The following is a 26,496-nucleotide window of genomic DNA, read 5'->3' on the forward strand; positions in this document are numbered from 1 at the left end:
GGTTGTACCGCTAATTCGGGAGCGTAAGTTCGTGTAAGGTGCGAACTATCGCGTGGGTTTTGCCCCGCGACCTCCCAACTGGCGGCCCGTGTTTTCGTCGTTTTTCAAGGCAGCGCGCAGCTCTTTGGGCAGGGAGAAGAGAATGTCTTCCTTCGCGGTTTCTACCTCTTCGATGTTCTCGTACCCGTATTCAGCCAGTAGCGCCAGTACCTCTTGCACCAGCACCTCGGGCACCGATGCGCCAGAAGTCAGCCCTACGGTCGCCACACCCTCAAACCAGGATTCATCCACCTGATGGGCGAAGTCCACACGTTCGGCGCGTTTGGCACCGTACTCTAGCGCGACTTCCTTAAGCCGCACAGAGTTTGAAGAGTTCGCAGACCCGACCACGATCACTAAATCTGACTGTGGGGCGATCTCTTTGATAGCGCCCTGACGGTTTGAGGTTGCGTAGCAAATATCGTCTGAGGGCGGGTCTTGAAGGGAGGGGAACCGTTCGCGCAGCCGCGCCACGGTTTCTAGGGTTTCGTCCACAGAGAGGGTGGTCTGTGAAATCCAGACGACCTTCTCGGGGTCGCGCACGGTAACCGAGTCCACTTCATCAGGCGAATTCACGATCTGAATATGTTCGGGTGCTTCACCAGCGGTACCTTCGACTTCTTCGTGCCCGGTATGCCCGATGAGCAGAATATCGTAGTCCTGTTTTGCGAAACGAACAGCCTCACGGTGCACTTTATTCACCAGCGGGCAGGTCGCATCAATCGTGTTCAGCTGCCTCTCCCCCGCGGCAGATACAACCGCCGGGGAAACTCCGTGCGCTGAAAATACGGTTACGGAACCTTCAGGTACTTCGTCCACTTCATCCACAAAAATGGCACCCTGCTGTTCGAGGGTTTCCACCACGTGACGGTTGTGCACAATCTGTTTACGCACGTACACCGGGGCACCGTAGTGTTCGAGAGCCTTCTCAACGGCGATCACGGCACGATCAACGCCGGCGCAGTACCCGCGTGGGGTGGCCAGCAGTACCTTTTTGGCGCTCGTGACGGGGGTTGCAGCCTCAATATCGGCGCGGCTTCGGCGGGTGCGCGGCAGCGGCGGCAGACCGAGGGAAATGGTTTCAGTGGACATGACTACTATCCTACGTTGTTTGTTCCTCTAGTGTGTGCGTACTGTGGTGCCGCTCGCAGTGAGCGCAACGAGTTTGGCAAGAATACCACCCAGAAGCGAGACCACGGCCGCCCATGCACTGTAACTTGCGAGCGAATTCAGATGACCCGTCAGCATGGGGCGCGCCGTATTCACCAGGCCGTCCAAGAAAACAGTTCCCACCGTGCTGTCGGTACTGAGCCCAAGTGTCTGCGGGGTTTGCTGCGCCATGACCGCACTCAGAATCCACAGACCCGCCGCAAGAATCAGGAATGCACAGGTCAGAAGCACAAAGCGTCCGCGCGGAAGCAGAATCAGGGCGATCACTAGACCGATAATACTTGCTGCGATCAGTGCTCCGGACATACTTCCAACCCACTGCGCCCGCTGCACCGCATGCTGCACGGGGTTTCCGTCACGGTCAATAGGTATCAGGTGTTTTCCCCAGGATGAAATATCGGGGTCGTATATGCCGATGCTGCCCACACGGGCATCAAGCTCACGATAGAAGGCGCTGATGTCGAGCGCGGCTGGATCATCAGGATGCGCCAGGTTGTAGGTGTGCGTATCTGCCGCAACCTGCCGCCACATGGTGCGGTATTCGGAGGTTCCGGTGAGCCTCTGTGCATTCTCGCTGAGGCGTTTCTTCACCTCGTCGCGGCTTGTGCTCAGAATTTGTGTGAGAAAGTTGTTGCCGGATTCGGGGAAGACTCGTTTGACCGCATCAGAGTTCATAACATCGGTGACGGCGGCATCGGCAATTCGTTTTTGAAAGTCTTGGTCTTCCACCAGCTGGGTGCTGAGCTGGTTGAACCCGGATTGGCTGATGAGGTTTTGATTGACCCAGCTGGCAACCGAACCCGTTAGGGCGCACAGAATACTCAAGGATGCGGCGAGAATCGCTAGGGCGTACCGCAGCTTTGAGACGCTGGTGGGTTCTAGCACATGCCGCTGCGGTTTCTGATTCGCCAGGTTGGCTACGGGAGCACCCGTCGGTTCCGGGGTTTCGCTGTGCGGGCGCAGCGCATCAGAGGACTCGTTGAGCACTCGCGTCTGCTGGTTTATCTCGGGCGCGGATAAGAGCGTGGTGGTTTCATCCGCGCCCTCAAGATCATGCGGTTCGCTGGAGATAACCCGGTAGTCATCGCGCGGAGGTTCGGGCAATACGCGGGTGGTGTCTGGTGAGTCCTCTGGAACCTCAAGTTTGATCGTGCGCTTGGGTTCGTGGGGTTGGGGGTCGTCATGTGCACCCATAGGTTACAGATTACCGGGTTCGGCAGAAAAGGTTGAATGAGTGTGCCCTCAGCGGAAACTGTGACGTGAAGAGTACGCGCATGACCGAAAGATGGGCAAAATCGCAGGCTGTGGGAGAGAATGGGGTTATGACTGATTTTTCGGCAGCGCACCATGAATACCCGCAGTCGGCTCCCCCGATTGTGCCGCCTGCGGCTGAGCGGCAGCTTCCTGCAAAGTCGCAGGAGACTACACCGCAGAACCCTTGGCCTCTGGCACTTTTGGCTCAGAATATGAAGAACTATATCGATAAGGTTCCGCAGCTGTGGGTTGAGGCGCAGGTTGCTTCCCTCAACGGGCGCGGCGGGAACGTCTTTATCGAGCTGAAGGATCTGCAGGAAGATTTTTCGTTTACGCTCGCCCTTTTTGGGCAGGCGGGGCGCGGCCTGGGTTCGGATGTGAAGGTTGGCGCACGGGTGGTGACCCTAGCGAAGCCCAGCCTGTGGAAGAACGGTCGGCTCTCCCTGATTGGGCGGCGTATCTATGCGGTGGGCACGGGTAACCTGCACGAACAGCTGCAAATACTGCGCGAAAAACTGGCCGCCGAAGGGTTGTTTGCGGATGCCCGTAAGAAGCCGCTCCCGTTGCTGCCGCATCGTGTGGGACTGATTACCGGGCGTGATTCCGATGCCGAAAAGGACGTGATTCGCAATGCTTCGCTACGCTGGCCCGGAGTACAGTTTGAGGTACGGAACGTGAAGGTCCAGGGCGAAGGCTCGGCGAGCGAGGTCATGGCGGCGCTGAGCGAGCTGGATGCGCATCCTGAGGTTGATGTGATTGTGATCGCCCGCGGCGGCGGTTCGTTTGAGGATTTGCTCTCGTTCTCTGATGAGGCTCTGGTACGTGCCGTGGCGGCGGCGCAAACTCCGGTCGTTTCGGCAATTGGGCATGAGGCAGACAGTCCGATTCTGGATGCCGTCGCGGATGTTCGCGCCTCTACCCCCACCGATGCGGGTAAGCGTATTGTGCCTGATGTCGCCGAGGAACTGGCGGTTATTCGTGAGGCGCGAGCGCGTGCCGATCGCGCGGTTTTAGGCTACCTGAACTATCAGGAGCAGTATATTCGGCAGCTGCATGAGCGCCCGGTGCTGACCCAGCCGGAAACGGATTTAGGGTGGCGCAGTGAGGATATTTTTCGGCTGCGGGAGCGAGCCGCCCGTTCGGTGGAGTACCGTGTGGCGCGCGAGCGGGACGCGATTTCGCATACGATTGCGCGGGTGCGGGCGCTCTCGCCCATGGAAACGCTCAAGCGGGGGTACACGATTGTGCAGCGTGCCGATGGTGAACTGGTACGCAATGCCACGACTCTATCGGTCCATGACAAGCTGACAATGCGCGCGGCGGTGGGCGGCGCCGAGGTCAGCGTGGTCAAAACATACGACTCAAATCTTGATTTATAACTCTCTGGTGGAAGGTACATCATTGTCTGAGAATATTAGTTTTCATACGGAAGAGCTGGGCGCTCCCGTCGAGACCCTAAGCTATGAACAGGCGCGCTCCGAGCTTGAGAATGTGGTGCGGCAGCTGGAATCTGGCACCTCAAATTTGGAGTCTTCGATAGCCCTGTGGGAACGCGGTGAGGCGTTAGCTTCTCGGTGCGAAGCCTGGCTTGAGGGTGCCCGAGAACGCCTGCACGCGGTGCGTAACACTCAGGATACAACGGATGAAGAAGCTGAATCTGAGGGTTCCGAGTCCGAAGACTAAGGCATAAAAAGCTCTTGATGTGTTACCAGGCGTGAAAAAATCCGTTTGATAACACATCAAGAGCAGTAGGAGTGGGCGTGAACTAGCGCAGGAAAACCGCCTAGCAAACCCCGCTAATTCTTTTGTTTGTAATCCGCCATGAAGTTACCCAGCCGCTCAAGCGCGCTCTTGAGGGTCTGCACATCCGGCAGGAAAACCAGGCGGAAGTGGTCGGGCTTGTGCCAGTTGAAGGCGCTGCCGTGGCTGAAGAGAATCTTCTGATCTTTGAGCAGGTCAAGCATGAACTGTTCGTCGCTCTTGATGTTGAACTTTTCGGTATCAATTTTGGGGAACAGGTAGAGCGCGCCGTCGGCCTGTTCACAGGTAATGCCGTCGATTTCGTTGAGCATACGATACGCCAGGGTGCGCTGCTCGTAGAGACGCCCGCCGGGGGCAACGAGTTCGTCAATAGACTGGTAGCCGCCGAGTGCGGTCTGAATTGCATGCTGGGCGGGCACGTTGGAGCACAAGCGCATCGACGCGAGTAGGGTAATGCCCTCAATATAGTTTTTAGCATCCTCTTTCGGCCCGGTAATGGCGAGCCATCCGGCGCGGTAGCCGCAGACACGGTATGCTTTGGAAAGCCCCGAGAAGGTCATGCAAAGCACATCATCACCGGTGATGGTGGCCATGTTGATAGCCTCGGCGCCTTCGTAGGTGATCTTCTCGTAGATTTCGTCGGCAAAGACCACGAGCTCATGTTCGCGCGCTACATCAGCAATCTGCTGCAGAATCTCGCGGGAGTACACGGCACCGGTAGGGTTATTGGGGTTAATAATCACAATGCCCCTGGTGCGCTCGGTAATCTTTGACTTGATGTCTTCAATATCCGGGTACCAGTTGTTCTCTTCGTCGCACAGGTAATGCACGGGGTTGCCGCCTGCGAGCGTGGTGGAGGCGGTCCACAGCGGGTAGTCGGGCATTGGAACCAGAATTTCATCGCCCGGTTCGCATAGTGCCTGCAGGGTCATAGGAATCAGTTCTGAAACGCCGTTGCCCAGATATATGTCGTTGGTGTCAAGGTCAAGAATCCCGCGATTCTGGTAGTACTGCACAATGGCGGTGCGCGCAGAGTACAGCCCGTGAGAATCGGAATAACCCTGTGTGACGGGCAGGTGGCGGATGATATCCATCATGATCGCATCCGGCGCTTCAAATCCGAAGGGGGCGGGGTTACCAATATTGAGTTTGAGGATGCGGTGGCCAAGCGCTTCCATGCGGTTGGCTTCTTCGAGAATAGGTCCGCGAATATCGTAGAGGACGTTGTTCAGCTTTGAGGACTGACGGTACTTCGCCATAATTACATTACTTCCTTGGATGCTCTAATAAGAATTTCGCGGCCTCGTCGTCAGCGATGGGGTTAGTACCGCTCGTAAGACGAAGCAAGAACGATAGGTTTCCCGTATCTAATGTAGATGATACGCGGTTTATAGCTTCGCGTGCACTATCTGGCAGGTTACGACGCGCAATCGGAAGAAGTTGTTGGTTCAGCTGCGTAGTCTGTGGATCTTCGAGAGTTGTGAAGCGGTTATCCTCAATCGCCGGGTCTGCGCTGTGCAAAAGAACCACCTGCGCGGTGTCTTTGCTGAGCATACTCACCCGTTCTGCCGAATTTTCGTTGAGAATAGGGTTTTCGACCGTGTATTTGTAGACGGTTTTGAGGCTTGCAACGCCGTAATTGCTGCTGGTGTATCCGCTGGTAAGAGCAAAACTTAGGGTAGATTTTACATCCGCAAGATTGGCGAGGCTGCGAAGTTTATGCTGCACTTCATTTTGGCGAGTGGTCACGAGAACATCACGGTTTTGGGCGTTGGCAACGTCTAGAAGTTCCAGATGTTCAGGGAGCACACGGTTAATAGCGGCAACAGTATCGGTAATATTCAGCGCGCGCGCGTTAATGGCTCCGCTGGGGCTTGCGGTTGCACCTTCGGAGGCAGACGCATCATGCGAAGGCGTGTTGGTGGGGGTTGGCGGTAGTGTGACCCCGGCACTCGCCGCAGATGCGCTGGCACTGGCAGCTTGACGCTCCGCCTGAATTTGCGCGGGGCTAAGTTTGCCGTCATTCGTAAGATGCAGAAGCAAATCGCCGCTGTAGTCGATGACAAGGTCAAGCGTGTCTGGTTCGGGGGTGTTCGCTTCGGTCTGTTTGAGCGCATCCAGAAATTTGCTGCGGCTGTCTTCGTTGGTGACGACTTCAACGTTATATCCCACGTTGCGAAGCGCCTGAGCGTACAGGTATGCGACCGCCCGCATCTCGCGCAGGGCACCGATGCCCACGCGCAGGGTTCCGTAGCTTGATGCTGAAGGATCAACTTTCGGTTTATCGTCCTCTGACGAACAAGCGGCAAGAAGCGGAGCTAGGGCTAAGGCGCTTATCATGGTGCGGCGGGTAGGCGCGGGGCGGTTTGGGTAATGCACTAGATTTTCCTCGCGTTCTCGTCGGCAAGAAATTCTTGGTATTCGCGCGACCAGGCGGCGGCATTTTGAAAGCCCATCATGGATGCGACCTCGTCGATGAGGGTGCCGTAGCGCAGGGTATCGAGTTCAGCGATAGGCACCCAGCAGGCGCTGTCGGAAGAACCGTTCTCTTCGGCACGCAGCTCGCCGGTGACCACATGGGCGCGGTAGACGATGCGCAGAGCGCAGAACGGCAGCGTGCTGTCGGAGAGCCCGTTACGCGCGGGAAAATGCCCGGCGTGCACGCCTAAAATATCTTCGATGGCAACGTTGTACCCGGTTTCTTCGAGGGTTTCTCGCAGGGCGGTTTCGTCGGCCTGCTCGCCCGGTTCCATGCCTCCGCCGGGCAGCGACCAGAGCGGGCTTTGGGCGCGGTCCTCGGGCACCCAGCGGGTCATGAGCAGTTTGCCCTGCTCGATAATGACCGCGTAGGCTGCGGGACGAGTTTCCATTACCAATGCCATGATGTTAAGTTTACCGCCTTAGCGTTTCTTTCCGGCACGCCGCGCACGGGCGGCTTGAGCGTTGTGACGGGCATAGTCTCGGAGGTTTCCGCTCTTTTTGGCGTTCGATTTCTTCCGATCACGAGCCTCACGGCGGGCATTGGCGGCACGGTTTTTCGCTTTCGTCTTTGCTTTCTCATCAGCAATGCGCTTAGCCCGACTCTGCTTCGTCTCACTTCCTCGCTCGCTGGATGCGGTTCGCCCGCGCACAATACCGATAAAGTCCTGGATCAGGGTTTCTTCTCTTTCGGGGCGCGGATGCGCCACCGGTGCCCGCCTCCAGGTGAGGGTCACCGGGTAGGGTTCAAGGCCGCGCATCGGGCGATAGGTGAGGTCTTTACGATGGTAGAATCGCGCCACGGACATGGGTGCAATGTACAGACCAATTCCTGCGGCAACGAGCTCAAGAGCCTCACGATCGCCGGTAAATTTGGGCAGGACTCTTGGGTTTTCGGCTCGCCATGCGCTGGAGACTTCAGCCCAGGCGGGGTAATCGTCGGGGCCGTGAAGCAGAAATTCTTCGGCGAGGTCTTCAAAACTCACCTCGTCAAGCACCGTGAGCACGTGGTCGCTGGGCATGATCAGCACGGGTATTTCCTCATACAGCCTGATGCTGTGGTACTCGTCTGTGTCTCTGCTGCGCGGTTCGTGGTTGGGGCGCACAATCGCCATATGTGCAAGCGGTTCTGCACTTTGGGAGGTGGAAAGCTCTGTGGTAAGGGCCTGAATTCCCAACCCCTCCCCCACCGGAATTTCAGCTAGGGGCGCGCGGTCGCCGTAGCGCTCATGCCAGCGGGTGAACCATTTTCCGGGCATAATTCCCGGCACATAGGCAATGCGCAGCTCAGAGCGTTCAAGCACCTGGGCGGGTAGGGCCTGCGGAGTGTAGAGAAGATTTGCGATATGGTGCGGAAGCTCGTTGGTTCTTGCTTTTTCTTCTGCCCGTGCGTTGGTGCTGTTTTCACTCATGCCACCACGCTAGCACAGCGGGCGGGTACGCGGGGTGTACCCATGGAATATAGGTTAAAACGGGCTAAGACTGCCGCTTATCAGCAATATAGGTGCGAATCTTTGAGGCTGTCACGCTGATCAGAATAAGCGCGACAAAGATGATCGGCACCATCCACGGCTCAAATCCGAAGGCGGCAAGGAGGGTAAACCCGATCGTGACGTAGATAATCGCCCATATCAGGGTGCCCAGAAGCATGCCGGGCAGCCAGCGGCGCATCGGCATTTTCGTGAACCCCGTGGTAATGATGACGGCGGTCTGCAATCCGACCGTCAGAAAGCAGAGCGGCACGGCGTAGGCTCCCCACCGGTTGATCATGGCGGTGGCTCGTGTGTAGAGCGGGGTCTGCATGGCGTTACGGATGCGTTCTAGGCGCGCGCTTCCCGTGGCGGCAAGGTAGCCCAGGGCGTAGACGATGCTGGTGCGCAAAATACCGATGCCCCACATGATGACGACGGCAAGTTCGAGAGGCAGAGCCGCAAACCATTCTTTCACCCCCTCATTCTCTCATGTTTTGGGTATGGTACTCATCAGCTGAGGGTGTACATATGTTGCTCTGAGGTTCTACGTAGTGCACATGATCCCGCAATCAAAAAAATTTAAATTTTTTCTGCACCCTATTATTTGGGCTCTATCCCCGTAAACACAGGGTTTTCGGTTAGGTAACCCTAAATATACTGACAGAATGTCGCTATTTTTCCAGGATTTGCAGTTGGCAGACACCTCAAAATTAGGTTATATTTTTATTACCAAATAGGATACGCCTTGTGGGAAGGCCTCCTAGATACGGTTTTGAAGACTTTTCTTCCTGTGTGTGATGCGAAGGAGGAGGTTCCATCTGGAACCTCCTCCTTTCCCTATGCAAGCATCCTTACTGAATTACTCACTTCATTCTTTTCCCAGGGTACGTAAAAAGGCTCCCCATATATCTGGGGAGCCTTTTTACTCTGGTGCAGAAATAACCTAGAGATCCAACGAACCGTTACTTCTGCTCGCCGTTCTTTGGGCCACCATCACTTCCATTGGGCTTCTTCTGATGCAAAGAGCTCAGCGGCTTCGGAAGCTGCGTGGGGGTCCATGTTTTCTGCGATACCCCGGTGAAAGATGCTCCCGTCCCCGGCATATTCCCCCGCTTATAGGACGCGGATGCGTTCGAGGCGGAGCCCGAACGCTCGCCGGGTTCATCCACGACCGGAATAATATCGAGAGGCTCGAACTCAGAATCGTCGAGATCAAGCGGAACCGGAACATCGAATTGGCTCGTATTCGTAAACCCAGACCCGCCTCCTACCGGAACAGAACCGGTCGCCGGTCCTTGCTGGAAGCGTGAATTCTGCGCATCTGAGCCTGTGGGGGTTCCCATCGGACGCTGCGACCGCGGAGGTTCCTGGTTCATGGGGCGGATAGCTCCTTGCGGGGTGAACCCTGCAGGAGGAAGATTCTTCTCCTCTGCTACAGAGCGCGAAGGCGCAAATCCAGGCCCGAAATTCTGAGCGCTCGCATGCTGAGCCGTGGAGGTCTGATGCTTCTGGTTTTGCGGTGCAAAGCTGCGCTGACCGTATCCCTGCTGCTCGCCGAGACTCTGCTGTCCTAAGCCTGTCTGAGCCGCCTGCCGGTTCTGGCCAGTGTTTTGGTTTTGCTGCATACCCTGATGTTGCCCCACACGCTGCCCTTGGTGCGTACCGTAGCCCTGAGCTGGCGCAGCATACGGATTTTGCGCGGTATTCTGCGGTTGCGCAAGGTATGGATTATGCGCTGCACCACGATACGGTGCGGAACGTGCAGAGTCATCCGCGCAATCCTGCATGCCGGGGTCGAACGCCGCATCCTGAGCAGAAGTATTGCTCATACCGGAGGGCGCGGAATGACCCTGAGTCTGGTTTGTATTCGCAGGAGCCGATTCCAAGAATCCGTTCCTAGGCACAGCACCTTCGCGTTGCGGAGCATCCACAGTATTTCCGGGTGCGGGAGTCACCGGGATTTGCCCGGTTGGAGTGGTCTGAACTTCCTGATCGAAAAGTTCACTCGTGCGTTCCAGCGGACGCAGATGCGTTCCCGGAATGCGTGCCGGACGGCGCGGGGTCTGCCCCTGAGCAGATGCAGACCCGACAAAACGGGTCTCGTGCCGCTGCGCCTCGGGCTGGGGTGCGGGCGCGCGGTGCAGGTTCTTCGGCTGCGCAAAAACATCCTGTGCGGGAGCCTCCTCTGCCGATGCTAAAAACGCATGCTCGGAAGGAGCTTGCTCGTATGAAGCTTCGTGGCCTGCACCCTGCTCCTCATCGTACAGAACGGGTTCAGGAGCATGCTGCGGAGGGTACTTAGGGTGCAACTGCGCCGGAAGCCTGCGGGCGTGCGAAGTACCGGAAAAGTGCTGCTGCGCGTCCTCAGCTGAGTACGATTCAGCGTATTCGACGTATTCCTCGTGCACCGACTCTTCGCTCAGCTCGTGAGGCTCTGGTGCGAATTCATCGGCACCGATCTGTGGTGGGTGGTCGGCGGGAACACTCTGTTCTGAAGACTCTTCCTCTAGCGTAGATTTGCGGGATGCGCGCCCCGAGTTCCAGCGCAGCGAACCCCACCTGCTGGCCTTGGACGAACGACTCGGCGAAGTTTCTTCAGACTCCTCGGCGTCTAACTCGTGTGCCTCATCCTGCGCGAATTCATCTTCGGCAGCCTCATCCTCGATGGGCAGCGCATTATGCCCGGAGGTTTCGGGATACACCGCATCAGGTTCTTCGTGTCCATCCTTAGGCTGCCCCAAGTAGTAGAGGGCACCACCGATCCCCGCGAGCGCCACGAAGGAAACCGTGGGGGCGCTCCACGGCAGCCACCCCATGAGGGAGAGAATCAGCGAGAAAATCAGAATAAGTGCCACCAACGCGCCGATACCGAGCAGGGTCAGGCGCAGGGTTCCTAAGCGATGCAGGCGTTCCGGCAGCCAAGGTTTCTGTTCTAAAACGGGCACAGGGCTGGTAAAAGGCTCGACCGGCGAGGCTTCGCGCAGATCGGAGAGCGCGGCGCTCGTCTCTTCTTCACTGAGCGGGGGCACGTTTCCGCTCACGGTGTTGGATTTCTTGGGGTCAGAACCGGGCACTGCGGACTCCTCAGAAAAAAGAATGGAATGCGAGGTCAGAACATCATCAGTCATGGAATGTGGGTTTACAACCGTCTGTTCGGGGGTGTCTGCGGCGGATGCACGACGCATATTCCGCGGTATAAACCACAACAGCATGACGACCGCTAAAACTACGAGAACACCCGACGTGCTCAAAATCGTCATGTGTATCTATCCCTTCAAGCTAACATTTATAAAACCTAGGACTTTTCATCTTACCTAGTACAGGACAGTGTTCGCATTCATCTACGTATACCGTGCGAAAATATACCAAAGAAACCTGGATTATTCAGGGCTCTTCTAGAAAATATGCGCTCAGCACATTTCCCGTGCATGTATAAATACTATCGAACACAGTCGAACATTACGTAAATGAATCAGGGGCGACAGCAGGTCATAAAACCGAACTATCGCCCCTGATAGGACTAGAGATTATGCAAAGAGTGATTAGCAGTTCTTATCGGCAAATTCTTTCAGCCATTCACGAAGTTCAGGGCCGAGATCTTCGCGTTCGGAAGCAAGAATAACGTTTGCCTTCAGATACGAGAGCTTATCCCCCGTATCGAAGCGGCGCCCCTTGAAGACCACACCGTATACGCCCTCACCTTCGCCGGTGCCGACTGCCAAAGTCTGCAGTGCATCGGTCAGCTGAATTTCGTTGCCGCGGCCCGGAGCCGTGTTTTCCAGCACCTCGAATACCTTCGAGCTGAGCACGTAGCGACCAATCACCGCATAGTTGGAGGGTGCTTCCTCGGGGGCGGGCTTCTCAACAAGACCGGTGACCTTCACGTAGCCGTCCTGGCCTTCAACCGCCTCGATAGCAGCGGCACCGTAGGCTGAGATAGACTCGCGGGGAACCTCCATAAGCGCGATCACGGAGCCGCCGGTAGCCTGCTGAACCTCGACCATCTGCGAGAGCAAATCCTCTTTTTCGTCGATCAGGTCATCGCCCAGCAGAACCGCGAAGGGCTCATCCCCCACATGTACCTTGCCGCGCAAAACTGCATGGCCCAGACCTTTAGGGTCGCCCTGACGCACATAGTGCAGTTCACCCAACTCATTCGTTGCTTCAACAGCTTTCAGAAGGGCGTCTTTACCCTGCTCGGCCAGCTGACTTTCTAGGACCGGAACACGGTCAAAATGGTCTTCAAGCGCACGCTTGTTACGGCCGGTAATCATAAGAACATCGTTCAGGCCGGCGCGGATTGCCTCTTCTACCACGTACTGAATTGCGGGGCGATCAACGACCGGAAGCATTTCCTTAGGAGTCGCCTTCGTTGCGGGCAAGAACCTGGTCCCCAGACCAGCCGCCGGAATAACAGCCTTAGTGACAGACTTAGATACTTTAGTCATACCAATAAGCATAACTCATGCACCCTCTTTCACAGCCTGTAATACTACAATTTGACACGTACCTTCGTGCAAGAATTTAAAAATACCCCGCTGTACCTTTGCAGGTTAGGCGCTATAAGATATCGCTGAGCATCGCACTCGCCGCACAACGTTATCGCAATGGTGAAAGCACTCACCCAGGAGAACCATGAAACCCGAGCCCAGCACCTTATCCACCCCGCACAAGAGCAACGATGCACCCCACGGCAAAACTCCCGAAGATACCGCCCTCGACAAGCAGATACTGCGCTCCCAAATTCGCCCGCAACGCCTGATCGCCAAAAACGCCCGCACAGCGGCGGAACACGAGCAGATGAAACAGCAATACCGCGACCATATTCTTTCGCTGATCCCCAAGGACGCGCAGGCGCAAACTATCGCGGCGTACCTGCCCACCACCTCTGAACCGCCTATCACCGCGGCGCTTCACGACCTGCACGCGCGCGGGCACCGCATCCTGGTGCCCGTAGTACGCCCGGCACGCACCCTCGCCTGGGTTATCTGGGACCCACACGTGGAGCATCCGCTCAACGGCTTGGGCATTGCCGAACCCGAAGGCGAAGAGTATGACACCCAGGCTTTTGTTGCCGCCGACCTGCGGCTAGTTCCGGCGCTCGCCTATGCACGCAACGGCCGCCGTCTAGGGCAGGGCGGAGGCTACTATGACCGCATCATCCCTACCCTTTCGGCAGATAAACTGCGTGAGAGCACCGTAGGCGTGGTGTTTTCCCACGAAGTGCTCGAAAGCATTCCCTACGATGAATGGGATGCCGTGCTCCCCCGCGTGCTGACCGAGAACGGTATAGAGCCCCTCGGCGATTCCGCGCTCTAGACCGAGAACTTAAGAACATTCTGCCTGCGCTAAGCCCCGCGCGGCACGCCACCCAAGTCGAAACCGGGTGAGGTTCGCGGTACACTCTATACGCAACACACGGCAGCCGCCGCGCTCGCGGCTGCCCTAGGATCTGTCATTCAGGAGAACCATGCCGGTCTACGTTTACCAGTGCAAAAACTGTGGGCACGCTTTCGAGAAACGCCAGTCGTTCAGCGAGGACGCCCTGCGCACCTGCCCGCAATGCGGTGAAGACACACTTCGCAAACGCTTCAACACCGTGGGCGTCGTCTTCAAAGGATCCGGGTTCTACAGCACCGATAAAGGTTCCAGCTCAAGCTCATCTCAAGCAGAGTAGTCACACGAAGAATCGTTCCCTCCCTGTACTGCGGCACTAGCCCCAGTGCGGGGGTTTTTGTTCGCGCATCCACTCTAGGCGGGCGCGTTCTTCGGGGGTCAAATGCTCCTGCGTCGAGCCGCGGGCATGCCGTAGGTTTCCTCGATTCGCGGCTGACTTCCCGGAGGTCTCTTTGCGTGCAGGCGTTGGCGTATGTGCGTGAAGCGGTGCGTTCACGCCCGCGATGCGCGGCTCGTCCCCTGCTAATGCGCCTCCCCCGCTGGCGCGGCGATGGCCTCTACGCGGTTTCGGTGTTGGAGAATACTCGCCCATAGAGTCGTCCTTTCAACTCTGCGCTGCTGGGAGGGTGCAGAAGCTTCTAATCTGCATATACGCCCAAATACCGTAGGATGCGCGCCACCACTGCCTCTGGATCGGCGAAAACCTCCAAGGTGTTAAGGGTTACGTAGTTCCAGCCCGTGCGGCTCAGCCTTTCAGGAACCAGGCGAGTATGCTCACGCACGCTCTCGGTCGTGTAATCAAACAGCACATCCGAACCCACCATGAGCGGCATCTGCTGTGCGCTCTCCTGTTCAGATTCGGTATGAATGAGCTGTTGCGGTGCCAGCGCGATAAAGGCGATCTCGTCTTCGCCGGGTCGCACCCGAACGCCGCGTTCGCGCAGGCGTGCTACCGCATCGTTAAGCAGCCAGTCCTGAGTTACCGGATCGGTTGGCTCGTCCTCAGTCTCTAGCCAGGCGTTAGACGCAAGAACGTCCTCGCGTGGAGTCTGTGCCGCAATCTGCTGCTGGTTCTCCTCATATGCGAGCATCAACCGGTACAGATCCAGCGCACCCTCGTGGAGTTTCTGCGCATTCATATCGGCTGGGCTCACGCAGCTGACAATATGCGTAGCGCGCCGTGCGCGAGTGAGTCCCACTACGAAGCCTTCACGACCGTGCGGGCCCGATAGCAACCCCAGATTATGGGAGCTCTGCCCCAGCCGGGCACGCCCCACACCCAGCGAGAAAATGACGGTATCGCGTTCCAGCGACCCCGCACGGTTTACATCCACCACCCGGAAAGACTCGGTACCGGGCTTGAAAAACTCGGCAAGCTGCGGGTACGTATTCAAGGCTTGGCGCACCGCCCCGGCAATCCGCTGGGCATGCTTCGGGCTCGCCGTCACCACCGCCAAAGAACGTTCGGGGCGGCGGTAGGCGTGCTCAAGCACCAAACGGGTTACACGGTCCACTTCAACGCTCGGGGATTCCAGGTTCGCGTTATCGCTCACTTTCCCGCGCGTATCAATATACTCAATACTCAGCGTGCTCACGGGCTTGCGGGATGCCGGGTTCACCGGAATTTCGCGCAAATGAGACCCATAGAATTCCCGATTCAGGTAGTCGAAAAGCACGCGGTCAAAGGGACGATGCACGAGCGAGAGCGTGCGGTTCGGAAGCAGACGTGAAAGCGCCCCAAAAGTGCTCTCCAACCGGTGAGAATCCGATGCTGGTGCACCCGAAGTTGGCGCCGAAACAATAAACGGCGCAGGGAACCCGGCATGAGGGTCGCCCACGGCAATTACCTGATCCGCGCGCGTAATCGCTGGAAGGTTAGCCGCCAGCGGGGTGGACTCAGCATCCAGCAGGATAACCGCATCAAAACGCATCGACATGGGAACCCGGCGCGCCAGCGAAAACGGACTGGCAGTCCACAGCGGCAGCAAAGTACGCGCCATGACCGGGGCATTCACCAGAAGCGACTCGAGATCAAACTCACGGCCGCGCAGCTGACTCTTCAGATACGAAGCCTGCTCGTGGAATTCTTCGATACGTTCCGTCCACAACCGTGCCGTATGCGCCAACAAACGCGCCTGGGCGCTCGACATATGGGCGTAGTCCGCGCGGCGGAACCGAGCCTCAATATCGCGCAGCTCGTCGCCGTCAAGAATTTTTTCGGCGTGCTGCTCCAGAAGCTCTTCAAGTGCGGATTGCCACCACGCAAGTTCGAGTTCCGATGTCACCTCGGATGCGCTTGCCTCACGCTCACCCAGCTCGTCCAGAAAATCGCTCAGACCCGCATTCGTGAGCCGCCCTAAGAGTACGTCACGTTCGGGTAAGCTCATGAGCACTTCGCGGTCGTTGAGCAGAGCATCCAGGCGGGCTTCGAGCTGGTCAAGATCCGTATGCACAAAGTCGACGCCTTCGGCGGTATCAGGGAGTATGATCTCAAGCCCCGAAAGCTCTGAGCCCAGCGAGTGCAGGGCGTTCGCCAAAGCATCCAGGTTCTCGGGAATCTTCGGGGTGCTGGGCGAATCAAGAAGCCGAATCCACTCGGCGCGCTCGGTCTGCACAACTTTGAGATGTTCATGCAGATCGCCAATATGCACTCCCGGCAAAATATACTCTTTTGCCGCTCGACGCAGGCGCGAACGCTGCATACTGCTCATGTCGATACGGTTTTCCCGTCGCCATGAGCCGGATGCGGTAGCCGCAATCAGGTCGGTCACCGGACGGTCGTACACCTCTGCCCGGAAGCGTTTGAGAGTTTCCCGAATGCGAATCAGAATAGCAAGCTGCGCATCCCAATCGGCTATAGTACGTGCCCGGCGCAGATGCAGGCTCGCGTTCATGGCGTTCATCGCCTCGCGCAGGGAAAGAAGCGAGGAACGCAGGGTAATGACGAGGGCGTAGGCGTCCGCCGCCTCGTCTTCGTTAAGCAGACGGGCACGATGCCAGGGCGAAGTGCGGGTTGCGCGTGTGAACCCGTTCAGTTCCGCAAAACGCACAATATCGGCGGTAATGGCTTCGCGGTCTTGCAGGGTATCAAGTAGCTGACGGCTAAAACGCACCTGGGTCTGCGGCGCGCTCTCCTCAGAGGCGAGTTCGGCCACTCGCTGCAAGGCTTCACTGATAGAAATATGCCACAGCGGGTCGCGCGCCGTCAGTGCGTGCGTGTGATCTGTGAGCGCCGTGCGGGTTTCGATCAGCTCACGATTAAGATTTGTGGAATTAGGCTCTGCGGTATTTTCGTTACGCACGATAGCGCGAATAAACTCGGTTCGCTGATCTTCGGCAGTGTGTTCTGCCAGCAGATCGTAGCGCAGATCGTTAAGCCCGGTGCGTCCCAGAAGCTCGCTGAAGGATGCGAGGGTCGAACGTTTTTCTCCCACGACCAGAACCGACTTTCCGCGCCCCATCAGGGTTGAGGCGATATTTACGGCGGTGCGTAACGGTTCTGTTCCGGGTGCGGCTGTCACAGTCATCGAAAATCCGCTGGCGGCGGTATCAATAATATTCTGCGCCACGGGGTCTGCGTCGAACAGCAGTGTTTCTTGGGCGGGATCGCGCTGGTTGAGGGGCTGCTGCAGGTTGTGCGCGTTCATCTCGCGCGGCTGCGCACCGGGAACTTTGAGCGCCGCAAGATCGCGCACGAGCGGGGTATGCGCAGTGTGCGGCAGCTCCCCCATGCTTTCCTTCAGATCTGCAAAGGTTGAGATAAAATACTTTGATTCTATGGTCATCCCTGGAATACGCCCGGCGGAGGCACGCATCCGCTCGATCACGGGTTCAGGGTCCAGGCGTGACATTGAGTTGGCGAGCTGCGCAACATCCATAGTGCCCAGGTCGATCTCATATTCCTGTTTGATTTGGCGCACCATAGCGGGGTTCAGGCGTGCAGAACCAGCTAGCTGCAGCTCAAAATCATCGCTTGTCGGATGCGGTGTCAGGTTCAGCGGCGCCATCAGAATTGGCGCGATAAACCGTTTTTCAGAGGCTTTGGCATCATCGCGCATCGCATGCGATAACCATGATGCGGTGCCCGCCACAAAATACCCGGCATCGAGCCCGTGTCCGGTCGAGAGCTCATAAATTTTGGTGCGCAGGGTACGCGCGGCACGCATCTCGTGTCCCAGCAGGGACTTATCGCGAATCAGGGTGGAAAGACGTGTTTTGCGTCCGGCCAACAGCTGCGCAAGCCCGGAAGGGTTAGCGTCACTGAGATTGATGTGTACGTAATCGACTTGGTTGAAGTCGAGCATCGCATCCGGCCCGGTATACACGTCCATCTGCTGCGCCCAGCGTTCAAGACCCCCCGAGGGGTCGAAGGCGGGAGAGCTGGGATCCAGGTATTCCGGCTGGAATTCGGCGCTGCGGGGTTCCTTAGCAGCGGTGTTCTCCAGTGTATCCGGGGTTTCGTTCACAGTGTGCTCGTCCTTGGATGATTCGTGGTGAGTGTGGGGATAATCTTACATAACATCATACGGAGGCTCTAGCTAATTCCCGTGTATCCGATGTGCTTTTCCACGGATCAGGTCGGGGAACGGGCGTTCCTCACGTACCGTTATCATGCCGACCAGAGGCGTATATTTGCGAAAAGTACGAGAAGGGTTACCAGCCCGAGGAAAATCATCGAGGCGATAAAAACCCATCGATAATTGGGGGCGAAGGGTTCCTCAGGAGCCTCGCGCAGTGCCCACCAAAGGAAGAACGCAAGCAGGGCACCGGGCAGGTTCCCTGCAAACACCAGCATCACCAGGGTGTAGAAGGCAATCATGCGTTCGGTGTGTTCATTCTCGCTCGCAGCAAATTTGAGTAGTCCCGCGAATAGAATCGACAGGCACCCGTTCAAAAATGCTACAGCATAAAACGGAATATTGATCGCAGCTTTGAAATCCAAGCCGGAGTTGGCGGCGCCCAACAGAATCCACGCAAAGAGCGCCAGGGGCATGATAATGAGATACCAGAAAAGGTATCGGCGCATTTTCTGCGGATTATTGATAAGTTCGAGGATTGCGATCACGGGCTAGGTCTCCGATGGGTCTGTGTGCTGCCGATCAATAGCTACTGCACCAGCTTGGGCACGTATATCGGCGACGTCGAGTGCCCCGGTTTCGGCGCTAAATTCAGAACTTTCAAGAACCTGCGCTGTTTTGGTGGAGTTGCCGCGCTGTTGGGTTTCAACATGGTCTATATACCGGCGCACAATATAGTCCAAAAGCACTGAGAGCGCCACGAACGAGTGGTAAGGCTTGCGCTGAGTACTCAACTGGGTGGGGGTGGTTTGGTAGTGCAGTGAGTACTCGGCGTAGGAGGACATAAAGTTCACGCCAATAGCGGTAATTGCGATCATGGGGATTTTCCGCAGTGCCAGCATTTTGACGTGTTCGCGCATATTTTCAGTCTGTCCTGAGAAGGAGACAAGAATCACGACATCGTCCTGATTCATAGCGCTCATGGTGCTTTCAAATTCATTGCGTGCAGGAATTACATGGCAGAATTTGCCGCAGACCTGCATAGACTTAGCAAATTCTTGTACCGCGTTTCGTTGCGCGTACCCGGTTCCGAAACAGTAGATTGTGCGCGCCGTATGAAGTTTCCTCAAAAGCCCGGAAAGCTCCATATGTTCCAGGTAATCGTAGGTGCGCAAAATATCTTCGCGGCCGCTTTCGATAAAACGCGGGTTATAGGGTTCCGATTTCGTCAAGGAAGATTTAATGAAGTATTTCAGCTCGGCAAAACCCGAAAAATTGAGCTTCTTGGTGAGCCTAATAATGGAGCTGGTTGAAGTATAGGTCTTGTGCGCGAGGGAGTTGATAGTCGCCTCCGCAACAAATTCTTCGTTTTCAAGCATGAACGCCAAAATATCGCGTTCGGTATCGCTGAACCTGTGTTGGTTCGCGTTCACCACATCTTGTAAATCCACTCAAAAGCTCCTGAATCGAAAACGCGCAATACATAAATATTACAACGTCTTCGATTCAGGAGCTCGGTAGGTTTCCCTAGAAGGTGAATATAACCTTACTCTTTGGTGTTCACCATGGTTTCAAAACGCTCGCGAACCTGCGGAACGTCCATACCCACAATCACCTGGAATGCCTTGCCCTTGCGCACAATACCGAGGGCTCCGGCATCCTTGAAGGCAGCATCCGAAGTATCAACCAGGGATTCATCCGCCACCGAGACACGCAGACGAGTAGCACAGTTGTTCACCGTGGTGATGTTATCGGCACCGCCAAGCAGTTCGAGGAATCCTGCCGCTCGCGGGGCATACAGATCTGCATCGCCAGCGTCATCTGCGGATGCGGCACCCTTCTTCTCGGCTGCCTTCGCGGCCTTGTATTCGGCTTTCGAGTACAGCTTCGTTTCGCCACCCTCAGCCTCGCGACCCGGGGTCTTGAAATCGAACTTCAGAATGAGGAATCGGAAGAGCAGGAAGTAGATGACGGTGAAGGACAGACCCACGCCGATCTGCATAAGGTAGGTGGGCCAGTGGTTCTGCCACAGCGGAACCCAGTTGAGGAAGAGGAAGTTATCAAGCAAGCCACCGCCCATGTTGCCTGAGAGGCCAAGCATGTACATGATCGACGCCATCGAAGCCGCCAGCACCGCGTGAACAGCGAACAGCGGGGGTGCCACGAACAGGAAGGTAAACTCCAGCGGCTCGGTAATACCGATCAACATTGCGGTGAGGGTCACCGGGATCAGCAGGGCGAGAACTTCTTTACGCTTCTCACGGCGTGCCGTGGTGTAGAAGGCGGCAGAGATACCGAGGGGCGCGAAGATCTTCGAGTTACCGTGCAGTGCGAAACCGCCGCCGGGGAAGAGCTCGCGCAGAGGCTTGTCGCTCTTGGCAAATTCGCTGATGTGGGTCGGCCAATCCTTCACGATACCGTTCGGGGTCACAGCGTTACCGAACATGAACGGCGAGTAGATGAAGTGGTGCAGGCCGGTTGGAATCAGGATGCGCTCCAAGAAAGTGTAGATCCACACGCCTAACGCGCCGGAGGCGATGAAGAAGCCCTGCATGCTTGCGATACCATGCTGAGCGTAAGGCCACAGCCACGCGAAGATAAAGGCGATGGGCATCATCAGGAAGAAGCAGATCGCGTAGACGAACTGGGTGCCCTGGAAAATACCGAGGAAGTCGGGCAGCTTCTTATCGAAGTATCGGTTATGGACCCACACCACGATCGCGGAAATGATGATAGCGCCGAAAATACCGGTATCGATCGTCTTAATACCGGCGATAATTTTCAGGCCGGTACCGTAAGAATCCGAGTTATCTAGCGAAATAGAGGTGTTGTAATCCAGCTGGAAGAATCCCGAACCGCCTTGGCCCCAGAAATTCAGCATACCGGCCACCAAATAGTTGAAGGTCAGATAGACCATTCCGGCTTCGAGGACGGCACGAGCGTTTGCGGTCTTTGCGAGCGCAATCGGCAGACCCAGCACGAAAAGGAGCTCTATTTGCCGGAAAACGGTCCATGCGCCGTCAAGCCAAACAGTCCACGCTTGGTACCAGAAGGTATCTTCGTTCGCGAGATCGCCAACAATATTTGGGAGGGTGGCAACGGTGCCGATACCGACCGCTAGGCCAGCGAAGGCGAAAAGAAGCACGGGCGCCAACATGGCGGACCCGAACCTCTGAATTTTTTCCATCATAAGGCTGACGCCCTTTCTGGTTGAGAGTGAGCGGGCGCCTAGGTGTCTGCCGTGTGTTGGCCAGGAATTACCGCGCGATGCGCCCGCGCGTGTGGTGCAATGTTTTATTTAATAGCAATATCATGTCATCTTTTACGGACTAAAACCTCCTTGATCGGGTTTTTTGGCATAGTTTTTCAGAACCCGAAACATGTCCCAGTACCGGGTAAAAGTATTGGTGTTTCCGGTGAGTATTTTGCTGCGTTATTGACCATGCAAATGGTTAGCATATAAAAGTAGTTTTCCACCGACATTTTCACGAAGTGCAGAGGGCGAGAACCGCGTGTTGTCCCCTCACCTTTATATTTCTAGAGACGATGCGTTTTCTTACTCTTAACACTCACAGCTGGTGCGAGCCTCACCAGATCGTTAAAATTCACGAGCTTGCCCGTTTCATTGCCCACCATCGGGTTGATGTTATTGCGTTGCAGGAGGTGAATCAGTACCTGCACTCCCCTATTGTGGATACGCCACTGGGGTACCAAGGCGGGGCCGGTATTCCTATCCGCGAGGATAATTACGCACTTCTGCTCGTGCGGTTCCTGGCTGATTTAGGGGTTCAGTACGAATGGGCGCTAACCGAAACCCATATTGGATGGGAACGGTATGACGAATGCGTAGCTGTACTTTCTCGTATGCCTATCGAGCGCATCGAGCCTATTGTGATGAGCCCGCAGTATGACTACGATCGGGTTGAGCGCAGGTCTTCTCTCGCGGTTCGGGTTGGTACTGATGCGGGTTCCGTATGGTGTGCAAGCACCCATATGTCGTGGTGGGATTTTCAGGGCGAACCGCTTTTCGCACATGAGTTTGCACGGCTTTCGCAGGCCCTCACCGAGCGCGGTCAGGATGCGCCCGTTCTGATGGGCGGCGATTTCAACACGGCGGCGCAGGTGCGTGGCGAAGGGTACGATCTTGTGCTTTCTTCCGGCCTGGTGGATACTCGTGAGATTGCCGACCGTACCGATGGTGAGTTCACCGTGCATCGCGGTATTGCCGGGTGGGAAGGGCAGGAGGAAGCCAAGCGCATTGACTTCGTGTTTGCCGACCGCGCGGTGAAGGTACTTTCGCATGCGGTGGTATTTCGCGATAATTCTCCTAAGGCGATTTCCGATCACAGTGGCGTGCTGGTGGAGCTTAACGAGTCGAGTTTCGAGCCCACTGCCAGGATGCACCCCGTGCCGCTGCCGTCGCAGGTACAGCCCGGATAGTGCGGCGATCCTAGGGGTGCCGTAGCTTAGCGCGTTTCCGCCTTCAGATTTTAAATTGATATGTATTCCGTGGAAGGACAGCTCATGAAAACTGAAATTCAGTGGTGGCAACAGCCCGTTGTGTACCAGATTTACCCGCGTTCCTTCAACGACTCCAATGGTGACGGCATCGGCGATCTGCCCGGTATCACCGAAAAAATTCCGTATCTGGCGAAGCTGGGTATAGATGTTATCTGGCTTTCCCCGATCTATGCTTCGCCGAATGACGATAATGGCTACGATATTTCGGATTACCGGGCGATTATGACCGAGTTCGGCACAATGGCTGACTTCGATGAGCTGCTGGCGACCGCACATGAGCACGGCATCAAGCTCATGATGGATTTGGTGGTGAACCACACTTCGGATGAGCACGAATGGTTCCGTCAGGCACGTTCTGCGAAGGATAACCCGTACCGCGACTACTATGTATGGCGTGACCCTGCCGGGTTTTCTGAAGACGGCACCCCGATTCCGCCGAATAACTGGATTTCCTGTTTCTCACCATCGGTCTGGGAATGGGACGAGGGCACTCAGCAGTTCTATCTGCACTATTTTTCGGTGAAGCAGCCCGACCTCAACTGGGAAAACCCGAAAGTACGTGAAGAGGTCTACGACATTATGCGGTTCTGGCTTGATAAGGGCGTCGACGGTTTCCGCATGGATGTTATCAACCTGATTTCTAAGGATCTTTCCTTCCCGGATGACCCCGCCGTCACCGCAGGAGGGCTAGATAATTCTCTGGCGGTGGCCGCGAACGGTCCGCGTGTGCACGAGTTCCTGCGCGAGATGAACCGCGAGGTACTCAGCAAGTACCCGGTGATGACCGTGGGTGAGACTCCCTGCGTGAGCGTGGAAGATGCCGCCCTGTACACAGGTTTTGACCGCCACGAACTGCAGATGGTGTTCCAGTTCGAGCATATGGATGTGGATGCCAGCGCAGGCGGCACTACCGGCAAATGGTCGGATACTCGTTTTAACCTGGTGGATTTGAAGAAGGTTCTCAGCCACTGGCAGACGGGGCTGCATGGTCGCGGATGGAATTCGCTGTACTGGAATAACCACGACCAGCCGCGCACGGTTTCACGTTTCGGCAATGACTCCCCCGAGTTCCGTGAGGTCAGCGGTAAGATGCTCGGCACGGTTCTGCACATGATGCAGGGAACGCCGTACATCTATCAGGGTGAAGAGCTGGGTATGACCAATGTTTTCTTCGACTCGGTAGATGACTATAACGACCTTGAAATCCATGATTCTTGGCGTAAATACGTGGTGGAGTCCCAGCGGGTTAGCCCCGAGGATATGCTGCGGTACATCAGTGCTTCGGGTCGGGATAATGCGCGAACCCCCATGCAGTGGGATGCGAGCGACAATGCGGGCTTTACGACCGGCACCCCGTGGCTGAAGGTGAACCCGCGGTACACCGACATTAACGCCGCCGAAGAATTGGCGAACGATGATTCTATTTTCTATCACTACAGCGATCTCATTCATCTGCGCAAAGAGCACCCCATCGTGCTCACCGGCGAATACCGTGTGCTCAACCCCGAGGATGAGCAGGTGTACGCCTACCTGCGTGTGAACTCTGCCGAAGATGCTGCCGCCGCATCCGGCGAGCGCGCCCTGCTGGTGGTTGCTAATTTCACCCAAGAAACACTGTCTTTACCCTATGCAGACGGTCAGCTCGCTTCTTTGGCGCTCAAGAACCCGGGCGTGCTGAAACTTGAGGAGCTTGCGGCTATGGCAGAAGCACCCGAACTGATCAGCTCAAACTACCGGAATGAGCACGGCGAGTTCACGGACGAAGGCACCACTCTGCGCCCCTACGAGGCAAAAGTGTATCTGTACCGGTAGGGCGTTCTGTACCGGTAGGGCGTAGAGTGCGCGGCGGATGGAGCGCTGGCGCATCCTGACTGAGAATTTTTACAGATATACCTGCGGCGATGCGGCTTACGGGTCTTCCCGCTGAGCCGAACGACGCAATCCTTAAAGAAAGGCTTCTGATGAGCAGTGAAACCACGACTGAAGAGCGTGCGGTTCCTTCCTACGCCGGGCGGCAGTGGTGGAAGGAAGCGGTGGTCTACCAGGTGTACCCGCGTTCCTTCAACGACTCCAATGGCGACGGTATCGGTGACCTGCCCGGTATTACCGAAAAAATCCCGTACCTGGCGAAACTGGGCATTAACGTTATCTGGCTCTCCCCTGTGTTTGATTCGCCGAATGTGGATAACGGCTACGATATTTCCGACTACTTCGACATTATGAGCGATTTCGGAACAATGGAAGATTTCGATGAGTTGCTGGCGACCGCACATGAGCACGGCATTAAAATTCTGATGGATTTGGTGGCGAACCATACTTCGGATAAGCATCCGTGGTTTGTGCAGTCTCGTTCCTCAAAGGATAACCCGTACCGCGACTACTACATTTGGAAAGACCCCAACGGGTTTGACGAGAATGGCGCCCCGATTCCTCCGAATAACTGGGCTTCCGAATTCGGTGGCTCCGCTTGGGAGTGGGATGAAGCCACGCAACAGTTCTACCTGCACATTTTCTTCAAGGAACAGCCCGATCTGAACTGGGCGAACCCGAAGGTGCGCGAAGACCTGTATGCGATGGTGCGCTGGTGGCTCGATAAGGGCGTGGATGGTTTCCGGCTGGACGCCATCAACATTATTTCTAAGCCCGAAGGCTTCCCGGATGATCCTTCCACCGATTTTGAGAAGCATACGTCGTCGATCCCGTTTGTGATTGCGAACGGCACGATGGTGCATCCGTGGATGAAAGAGCTCAACCGTGAGGCGTTCTCGAAGTACGATGTGATGACCGTGGGCGAAACGAGCGCGACCAGCCCCGAGGACGCGAAGCTGTGGGCGGGCTACGATGCGGGCGAACTGCAGATGCTCTTCCACTTCGACCACATGGGCGTCGATAACGACCCCGAAGGTTCGCTGGGCGGCAAGTGGTCGTATGCGCCGTACAAGCTGACCGAGCTTAAGCGCATTCTGAACGAGTGGCAGACGAAACTTGAGGGCAAGGCGTGGGGTTCGCTGTACTGGAATAACCACGATCAGCCGCGCGTGGTCTCACGGTTCGGCAACGATTCCCCCGAATTTCGGGTGCTTTCAGCGAAGCAGTTGGCAACCACCCTACATTTTATGCAGGGAACCCCCTATATTTATCAGGGTGAGGAACTTGGGATGACCAATGTGCGGTTCGAGTCGATCGACGACTACCGCGACGGCGATTCGATTCGTTTCTACGAGGACATGCACGTGGATCATCAGCGACTCAGCCACGAGGATGCGATGCGCGCTATCTACATTAAGGGTCGTGATAACGCCCGCACTCCAATGCAATGGGACGACTCGGCGAACGGCGGGTTCACGAACGCGGGAGTCGAGCCGTGGCTGAAGGTGAACCCGAACTACCCACAGATTAATGCGCAGGCTGCCCTGGACGATCAGGATTCGGTGTTCTACCACTATCAGGAATTGGCGAAGCTGCGCCGCGGTGAGCTCAAAGATTTGATGGTATATGGTTCGTTCGCGCCCGTAGATTCGGTTGAGGTTCCGCACTCCGAGGATGAGGCGGTGTACGCCTACACCCGTACCGGCGGCCCGGACGGCACCGACGCGAACCAGTCCCTGCTTGTGGTTTCTAACTTCACGTCTGATTCGGTGGAGCGCACCTTCTCTCTGCTGGATGATGCGCGTGCAGCCGGGGCATCCGTCGAACTGGTGCACTCCAACTACCAGGATGACACCGGCGCACCGACCGATGCGGGCACCACCCTACGCCCCTACGAAGCGAAAGTCTACCGTATCGTGAAGTAGGTTATCCTCTGTTCCCAACTCGAATAACGCATCTTTGGGCGTATTACCTACCCTCTAGGGCCTTGTAATACGCCCAAAGCTGCATTATTCAGA

General features: G+C 56.4%; 21 protein-coding genes. 7 read left to right on the forward strand and 14 right to left on the reverse strand.

From position 1 onward, the window contains the following. Positions 1-45: 45 nt before the first annotated feature. On the reverse strand, positions 46-1,131 hold the full coding sequence (locus HMPREF2981_RS03175) for a 4-hydroxy-3-methylbut-2-enyl diphosphate reductase (protein WP_004005183.1): 1,086 nt from the start codon (positions 1,129-1,131) through the stop codon (positions 46-48). A 27-nt stretch (positions 1,132-1,158) separates the two neighbouring features. Then, positions 1,159-2,403: an MFS transporter gene (locus HMPREF2981_RS03180; protein WP_070660784.1), complete on the reverse strand. Its 1,245-nt coding sequence runs from the start codon at positions 2,401-2,403 to the stop codon at positions 1,159-1,161. A gap of 128 nt (positions 2,404-2,531) precedes the next feature. Here HMPREF2981_RS03180 and xseA point away from each other — a divergent pair, with 128 nt between their 5' ends. Next, complete coding sequence (xseA, locus tag HMPREF2981_RS03185) at positions 2,532-3,842, forward strand: exodeoxyribonuclease VII large subunit (protein WP_070660906.1); 1,311 nt, start codon at positions 2,532-2,534, stop codon at positions 3,840-3,842. Between the two features lie 22 nt (positions 3,843-3,864). After that, positions 3,865-4,146, forward strand: coding sequence for an exodeoxyribonuclease VII small subunit (locus HMPREF2981_RS03190; RefSeq protein WP_048751915.1), 282 nt, complete (start codon positions 3,865-3,867; stop codon positions 4,144-4,146). Between the two features lie 113 nt (positions 4,147-4,259). Here HMPREF2981_RS03190 and HMPREF2981_RS03195 read toward each other — a convergent pair whose 3' ends face one another. From HMPREF2981_RS03195 to galU, 7 genes are all read right to left on the reverse strand, one after another. Beyond that, a complete protein-coding gene (locus tag HMPREF2981_RS03195) occupies positions 4,260-5,483 on the reverse strand; it encodes a pyridoxal phosphate-dependent aminotransferase (RefSeq protein ID WP_070660787.1) in 1,224 nt (407 codons plus the stop codon). A gap of 7 nt (positions 5,484-5,490) precedes the next feature. After that, on the reverse strand, positions 5,491-6,603 hold the full coding sequence (locus HMPREF2981_RS03200) for a glycine betaine ABC transporter substrate-binding protein (RefSeq protein ID WP_246825237.1): 1,113 nt from the start codon (positions 6,601-6,603) through the stop codon (positions 5,491-5,493). After that, entirely contained in the window at positions 6,603-7,094 is a 492-nt protein-coding gene (locus tag HMPREF2981_RS03205; RefSeq protein ID WP_070660912.1) for an NUDIX hydrolase, read from the reverse strand. The genes HMPREF2981_RS03200 and HMPREF2981_RS03205 overlap by 1 nt, the downstream gene beginning before the upstream one ends. A gap of 30 nt (positions 7,095-7,124) precedes the next feature. Continuing rightward, positions 7,125-8,114, reverse strand: coding sequence for a LysR substrate-binding domain-containing protein (locus tag HMPREF2981_RS03210; RefSeq protein ID WP_070660790.1), 990 nt, complete (start codon positions 8,112-8,114; stop codon positions 7,125-7,127). A gap of 64 nt (positions 8,115-8,178) precedes the next feature. Beyond that, on the reverse strand, positions 8,179-8,649 hold the full coding sequence (locus tag HMPREF2981_RS03215) for a DedA family protein (protein ID WP_004005191.1): 471 nt from the start codon (positions 8,647-8,649) through the stop codon (positions 8,179-8,181). Positions 8,650-9,136: 487 nt separating this feature from the next. Continuing rightward, positions 9,137-11,434, reverse strand: a complete 2,298-nt coding sequence (locus HMPREF2981_RS03220) for a hypothetical protein (RefSeq protein WP_004005192.1) — start codon at positions 11,432-11,434, stop codon at positions 9,137-9,139. A gap of 282 nt (positions 11,435-11,716) precedes the next feature. Further along, entirely contained in the window at positions 11,717-12,622 is a 906-nt protein-coding gene (galU, locus tag HMPREF2981_RS03225; protein ID WP_004005193.1) for a UTP--glucose-1-phosphate uridylyltransferase GalU, read from the reverse strand. A gap of 187 nt (positions 12,623-12,809) precedes the next feature. On the opposite strand from galU, the gene HMPREF2981_RS03230 reads away from it, so the two are divergent. Continuing rightward, positions 12,810-13,493 carry a 5-formyltetrahydrofolate cyclo-ligase gene (locus HMPREF2981_RS03230; protein WP_004005194.1) on the forward strand — a complete coding sequence of 228 codons (684 nt, stop codon included), beginning with the start codon at positions 12,810-12,812 and terminating at the stop codon, positions 13,491-13,493. A gap of 151 nt (positions 13,494-13,644) precedes the next feature. Continuing rightward, positions 13,645-13,851: an FmdB family zinc ribbon protein gene (locus HMPREF2981_RS03235; RefSeq protein WP_004005195.1), complete on the forward strand. Its 207-nt coding sequence runs from the start codon at positions 13,645-13,647 to the stop codon at positions 13,849-13,851. 36 nt (positions 13,852-13,887) lie between these two features. Here the strand turns inward: HMPREF2981_RS03235 and HMPREF2981_RS10570 are convergent, their stop codons facing one another. The 5 genes from HMPREF2981_RS10570 to HMPREF2981_RS03255 all read right to left on the reverse strand — a co-directional run bounded on the left by HMPREF2981_RS10570 (position 13,888) and on the right by HMPREF2981_RS03255 (position 21,278). After that, positions 13,888-14,163 carry a hypothetical protein gene (locus HMPREF2981_RS10570; RefSeq protein ID WP_004005196.1) on the reverse strand — a complete coding sequence of 92 codons (276 nt, stop codon included), beginning with the start codon at positions 14,161-14,163 and terminating at the stop codon, positions 13,888-13,890. 46 nt (positions 14,164-14,209) lie between these two features. Next, positions 14,210-18,037 carry a DEAD/DEAH box helicase gene (locus HMPREF2981_RS03240; RefSeq protein ID WP_004005197.1) on the reverse strand — a complete coding sequence of 1,276 codons (3,828 nt, stop codon included), beginning with the start codon at positions 18,035-18,037 and terminating at the stop codon, positions 14,210-14,212. Between the two features lie 143 nt (positions 18,038-18,180). Continuing rightward, the gene (locus HMPREF2981_RS03245; RefSeq protein ID WP_004005199.1) at positions 18,181-18,636 is read right to left on the reverse strand and encodes a hypothetical protein; all 456 of its coding nucleotides are present in this window, start codon (positions 18,634-18,636) and stop codon (positions 18,181-18,183) included. Between the two features lie 3 nt (positions 18,637-18,639). Continuing rightward, the gene (locus tag HMPREF2981_RS03250) at positions 18,640-19,539 is read right to left on the reverse strand and encodes a MurR/RpiR family transcriptional regulator (RefSeq protein ID WP_004005201.1); all 900 of its coding nucleotides are present in this window, start codon (positions 19,537-19,539) and stop codon (positions 18,640-18,642) included. Positions 19,540-19,634: 95 nt separating this feature from the next. Beyond that, positions 19,635-21,278, reverse strand: a complete 1,644-nt coding sequence (locus HMPREF2981_RS03255; protein WP_004005202.1) for an alpha-glucoside-specific PTS transporter subunit IIBC — start codon at positions 21,276-21,278, stop codon at positions 19,635-19,637. A 356-nt stretch (positions 21,279-21,634) separates the two neighbouring features. Here HMPREF2981_RS03255 and HMPREF2981_RS03260 point away from each other — a divergent pair, with 356 nt between their 5' ends. From HMPREF2981_RS03260 to HMPREF2981_RS03270, 3 genes are all read left to right on the forward strand, one after another. Next, the gene (locus HMPREF2981_RS03260; RefSeq protein ID WP_004005204.1) at positions 21,635-22,528 is read left to right on the forward strand and encodes an endonuclease/exonuclease/phosphatase family protein; all 894 of its coding nucleotides are present in this window, start codon (positions 21,635-21,637) and stop codon (positions 22,526-22,528) included. A gap of 84 nt (positions 22,529-22,612) precedes the next feature. Further along, a complete protein-coding gene (locus tag HMPREF2981_RS03265; RefSeq protein WP_004005205.1) occupies positions 22,613-24,421 on the forward strand; it encodes a glycoside hydrolase family 13 protein in 1,809 nt (602 codons plus the stop codon). Positions 24,422-24,570: 149 nt separating this feature from the next. After that, positions 24,571-26,403 (forward strand): glycoside hydrolase family 13 protein, encoded by a 1,833-nt coding sequence (locus tag HMPREF2981_RS03270; protein WP_004005206.1) that lies wholly within the window; start codon positions 24,571-24,573, stop codon positions 26,401-26,403. The last annotated feature ends 93 nt before the right edge of the window (positions 26,404-26,496 follow it).

The sequence above is a fragment of the Rothia sp. HMSC069C01 genome (genome assembly GCF_001814655.1).
GTDB classification, from domain to species: domain Bacteria; phylum Actinomycetota; class Actinomycetes; order Actinomycetales; family Micrococcaceae; genus Rothia; species Rothia dentocariosa.

What these genes read in the sequence shown, in the direction of transcription:
- HMPREF2981_RS03175 (WP_004005183.1), bottom strand. Translation starts at nt 1,131, where the DNA reads ATGTCCACTGAAACCATTTCCCTCGGTCTGCCGCCGCTGCCGCGCACC.
- HMPREF2981_RS03180 (WP_070660784.1), bottom strand. Translation starts at nt 2,403, where the DNA reads ATGGGTGCACATGACGACCCCCAACCCCACGAACCCAAGCGCACGATC.
- xseA (WP_070660906.1), top strand. Translation starts at nt 2,532, where the DNA reads ATGACTGATTTTTCGGCAGCGCACCATGAATACCCGCAGTCGGCTCCC.
- HMPREF2981_RS03195 (WP_070660787.1), bottom strand. Translation starts at nt 5,483, where the DNA reads ATGGCGAAGTACCGTCAGTCCTCAAAGCTGAACAACGTCCTCTACGAT.
- HMPREF2981_RS03205 (WP_070660912.1), bottom strand. Translation starts at nt 7,094, where the DNA reads ATGGAAACTCGTCCCGCAGCCTACGCGGTCATTATCGAGCAGGGCAAA.
- HMPREF2981_RS03210 (WP_070660790.1), bottom strand. Translation starts at nt 8,114, where the DNA reads ATGAGTGAAAACAGCACCAACGCACGGGCAGAAGAAAAAGCAAGAACC.
- HMPREF2981_RS03220 (WP_004005192.1), bottom strand. Translation starts at nt 11,434, where the DNA reads ATGACGATTTTGAGCACGTCGGGTGTTCTCGTAGTTTTAGCGGTCGTC.
- galU (WP_004005193.1), bottom strand. Translation starts at nt 12,622, where the DNA reads ATGACTAAAGTATCTAAGTCTGTCACTAAGGCTGTTATTCCGGCGGCT.
- HMPREF2981_RS03230 (WP_004005194.1), top strand. Translation starts at nt 12,810, where the DNA reads ATGAAACCCGAGCCCAGCACCTTATCCACCCCGCACAAGAGCAACGAT.
- HMPREF2981_RS03235 (WP_004005195.1), top strand. Translation starts at nt 13,645, where the DNA reads ATGCCGGTCTACGTTTACCAGTGCAAAAACTGTGGGCACGCTTTCGAG.
- HMPREF2981_RS10570 (WP_004005196.1), bottom strand. Translation starts at nt 14,163, where the DNA reads ATGGGCGAGTATTCTCCAACACCGAAACCGCGTAGAGGCCATCGCCGC.
- HMPREF2981_RS03255 (WP_004005202.1), bottom strand. Translation starts at nt 21,278, where the DNA reads ATGATGGAAAAAATTCAGAGGTTCGGGTCCGCCATGTTGGCGCCCGTG.
- HMPREF2981_RS03260 (WP_004005204.1), top strand. Translation starts at nt 21,635, where the DNA reads ATGCGTTTTCTTACTCTTAACACTCACAGCTGGTGCGAGCCTCACCAG.
- HMPREF2981_RS03265 (WP_004005205.1), top strand. Translation starts at nt 22,613, where the DNA reads ATGAAAACTGAAATTCAGTGGTGGCAACAGCCCGTTGTGTACCAGATT.
- HMPREF2981_RS03270 (WP_004005206.1), top strand. Translation starts at nt 24,571, where the DNA reads ATGAGCAGTGAAACCACGACTGAAGAGCGTGCGGTTCCTTCCTACGCC.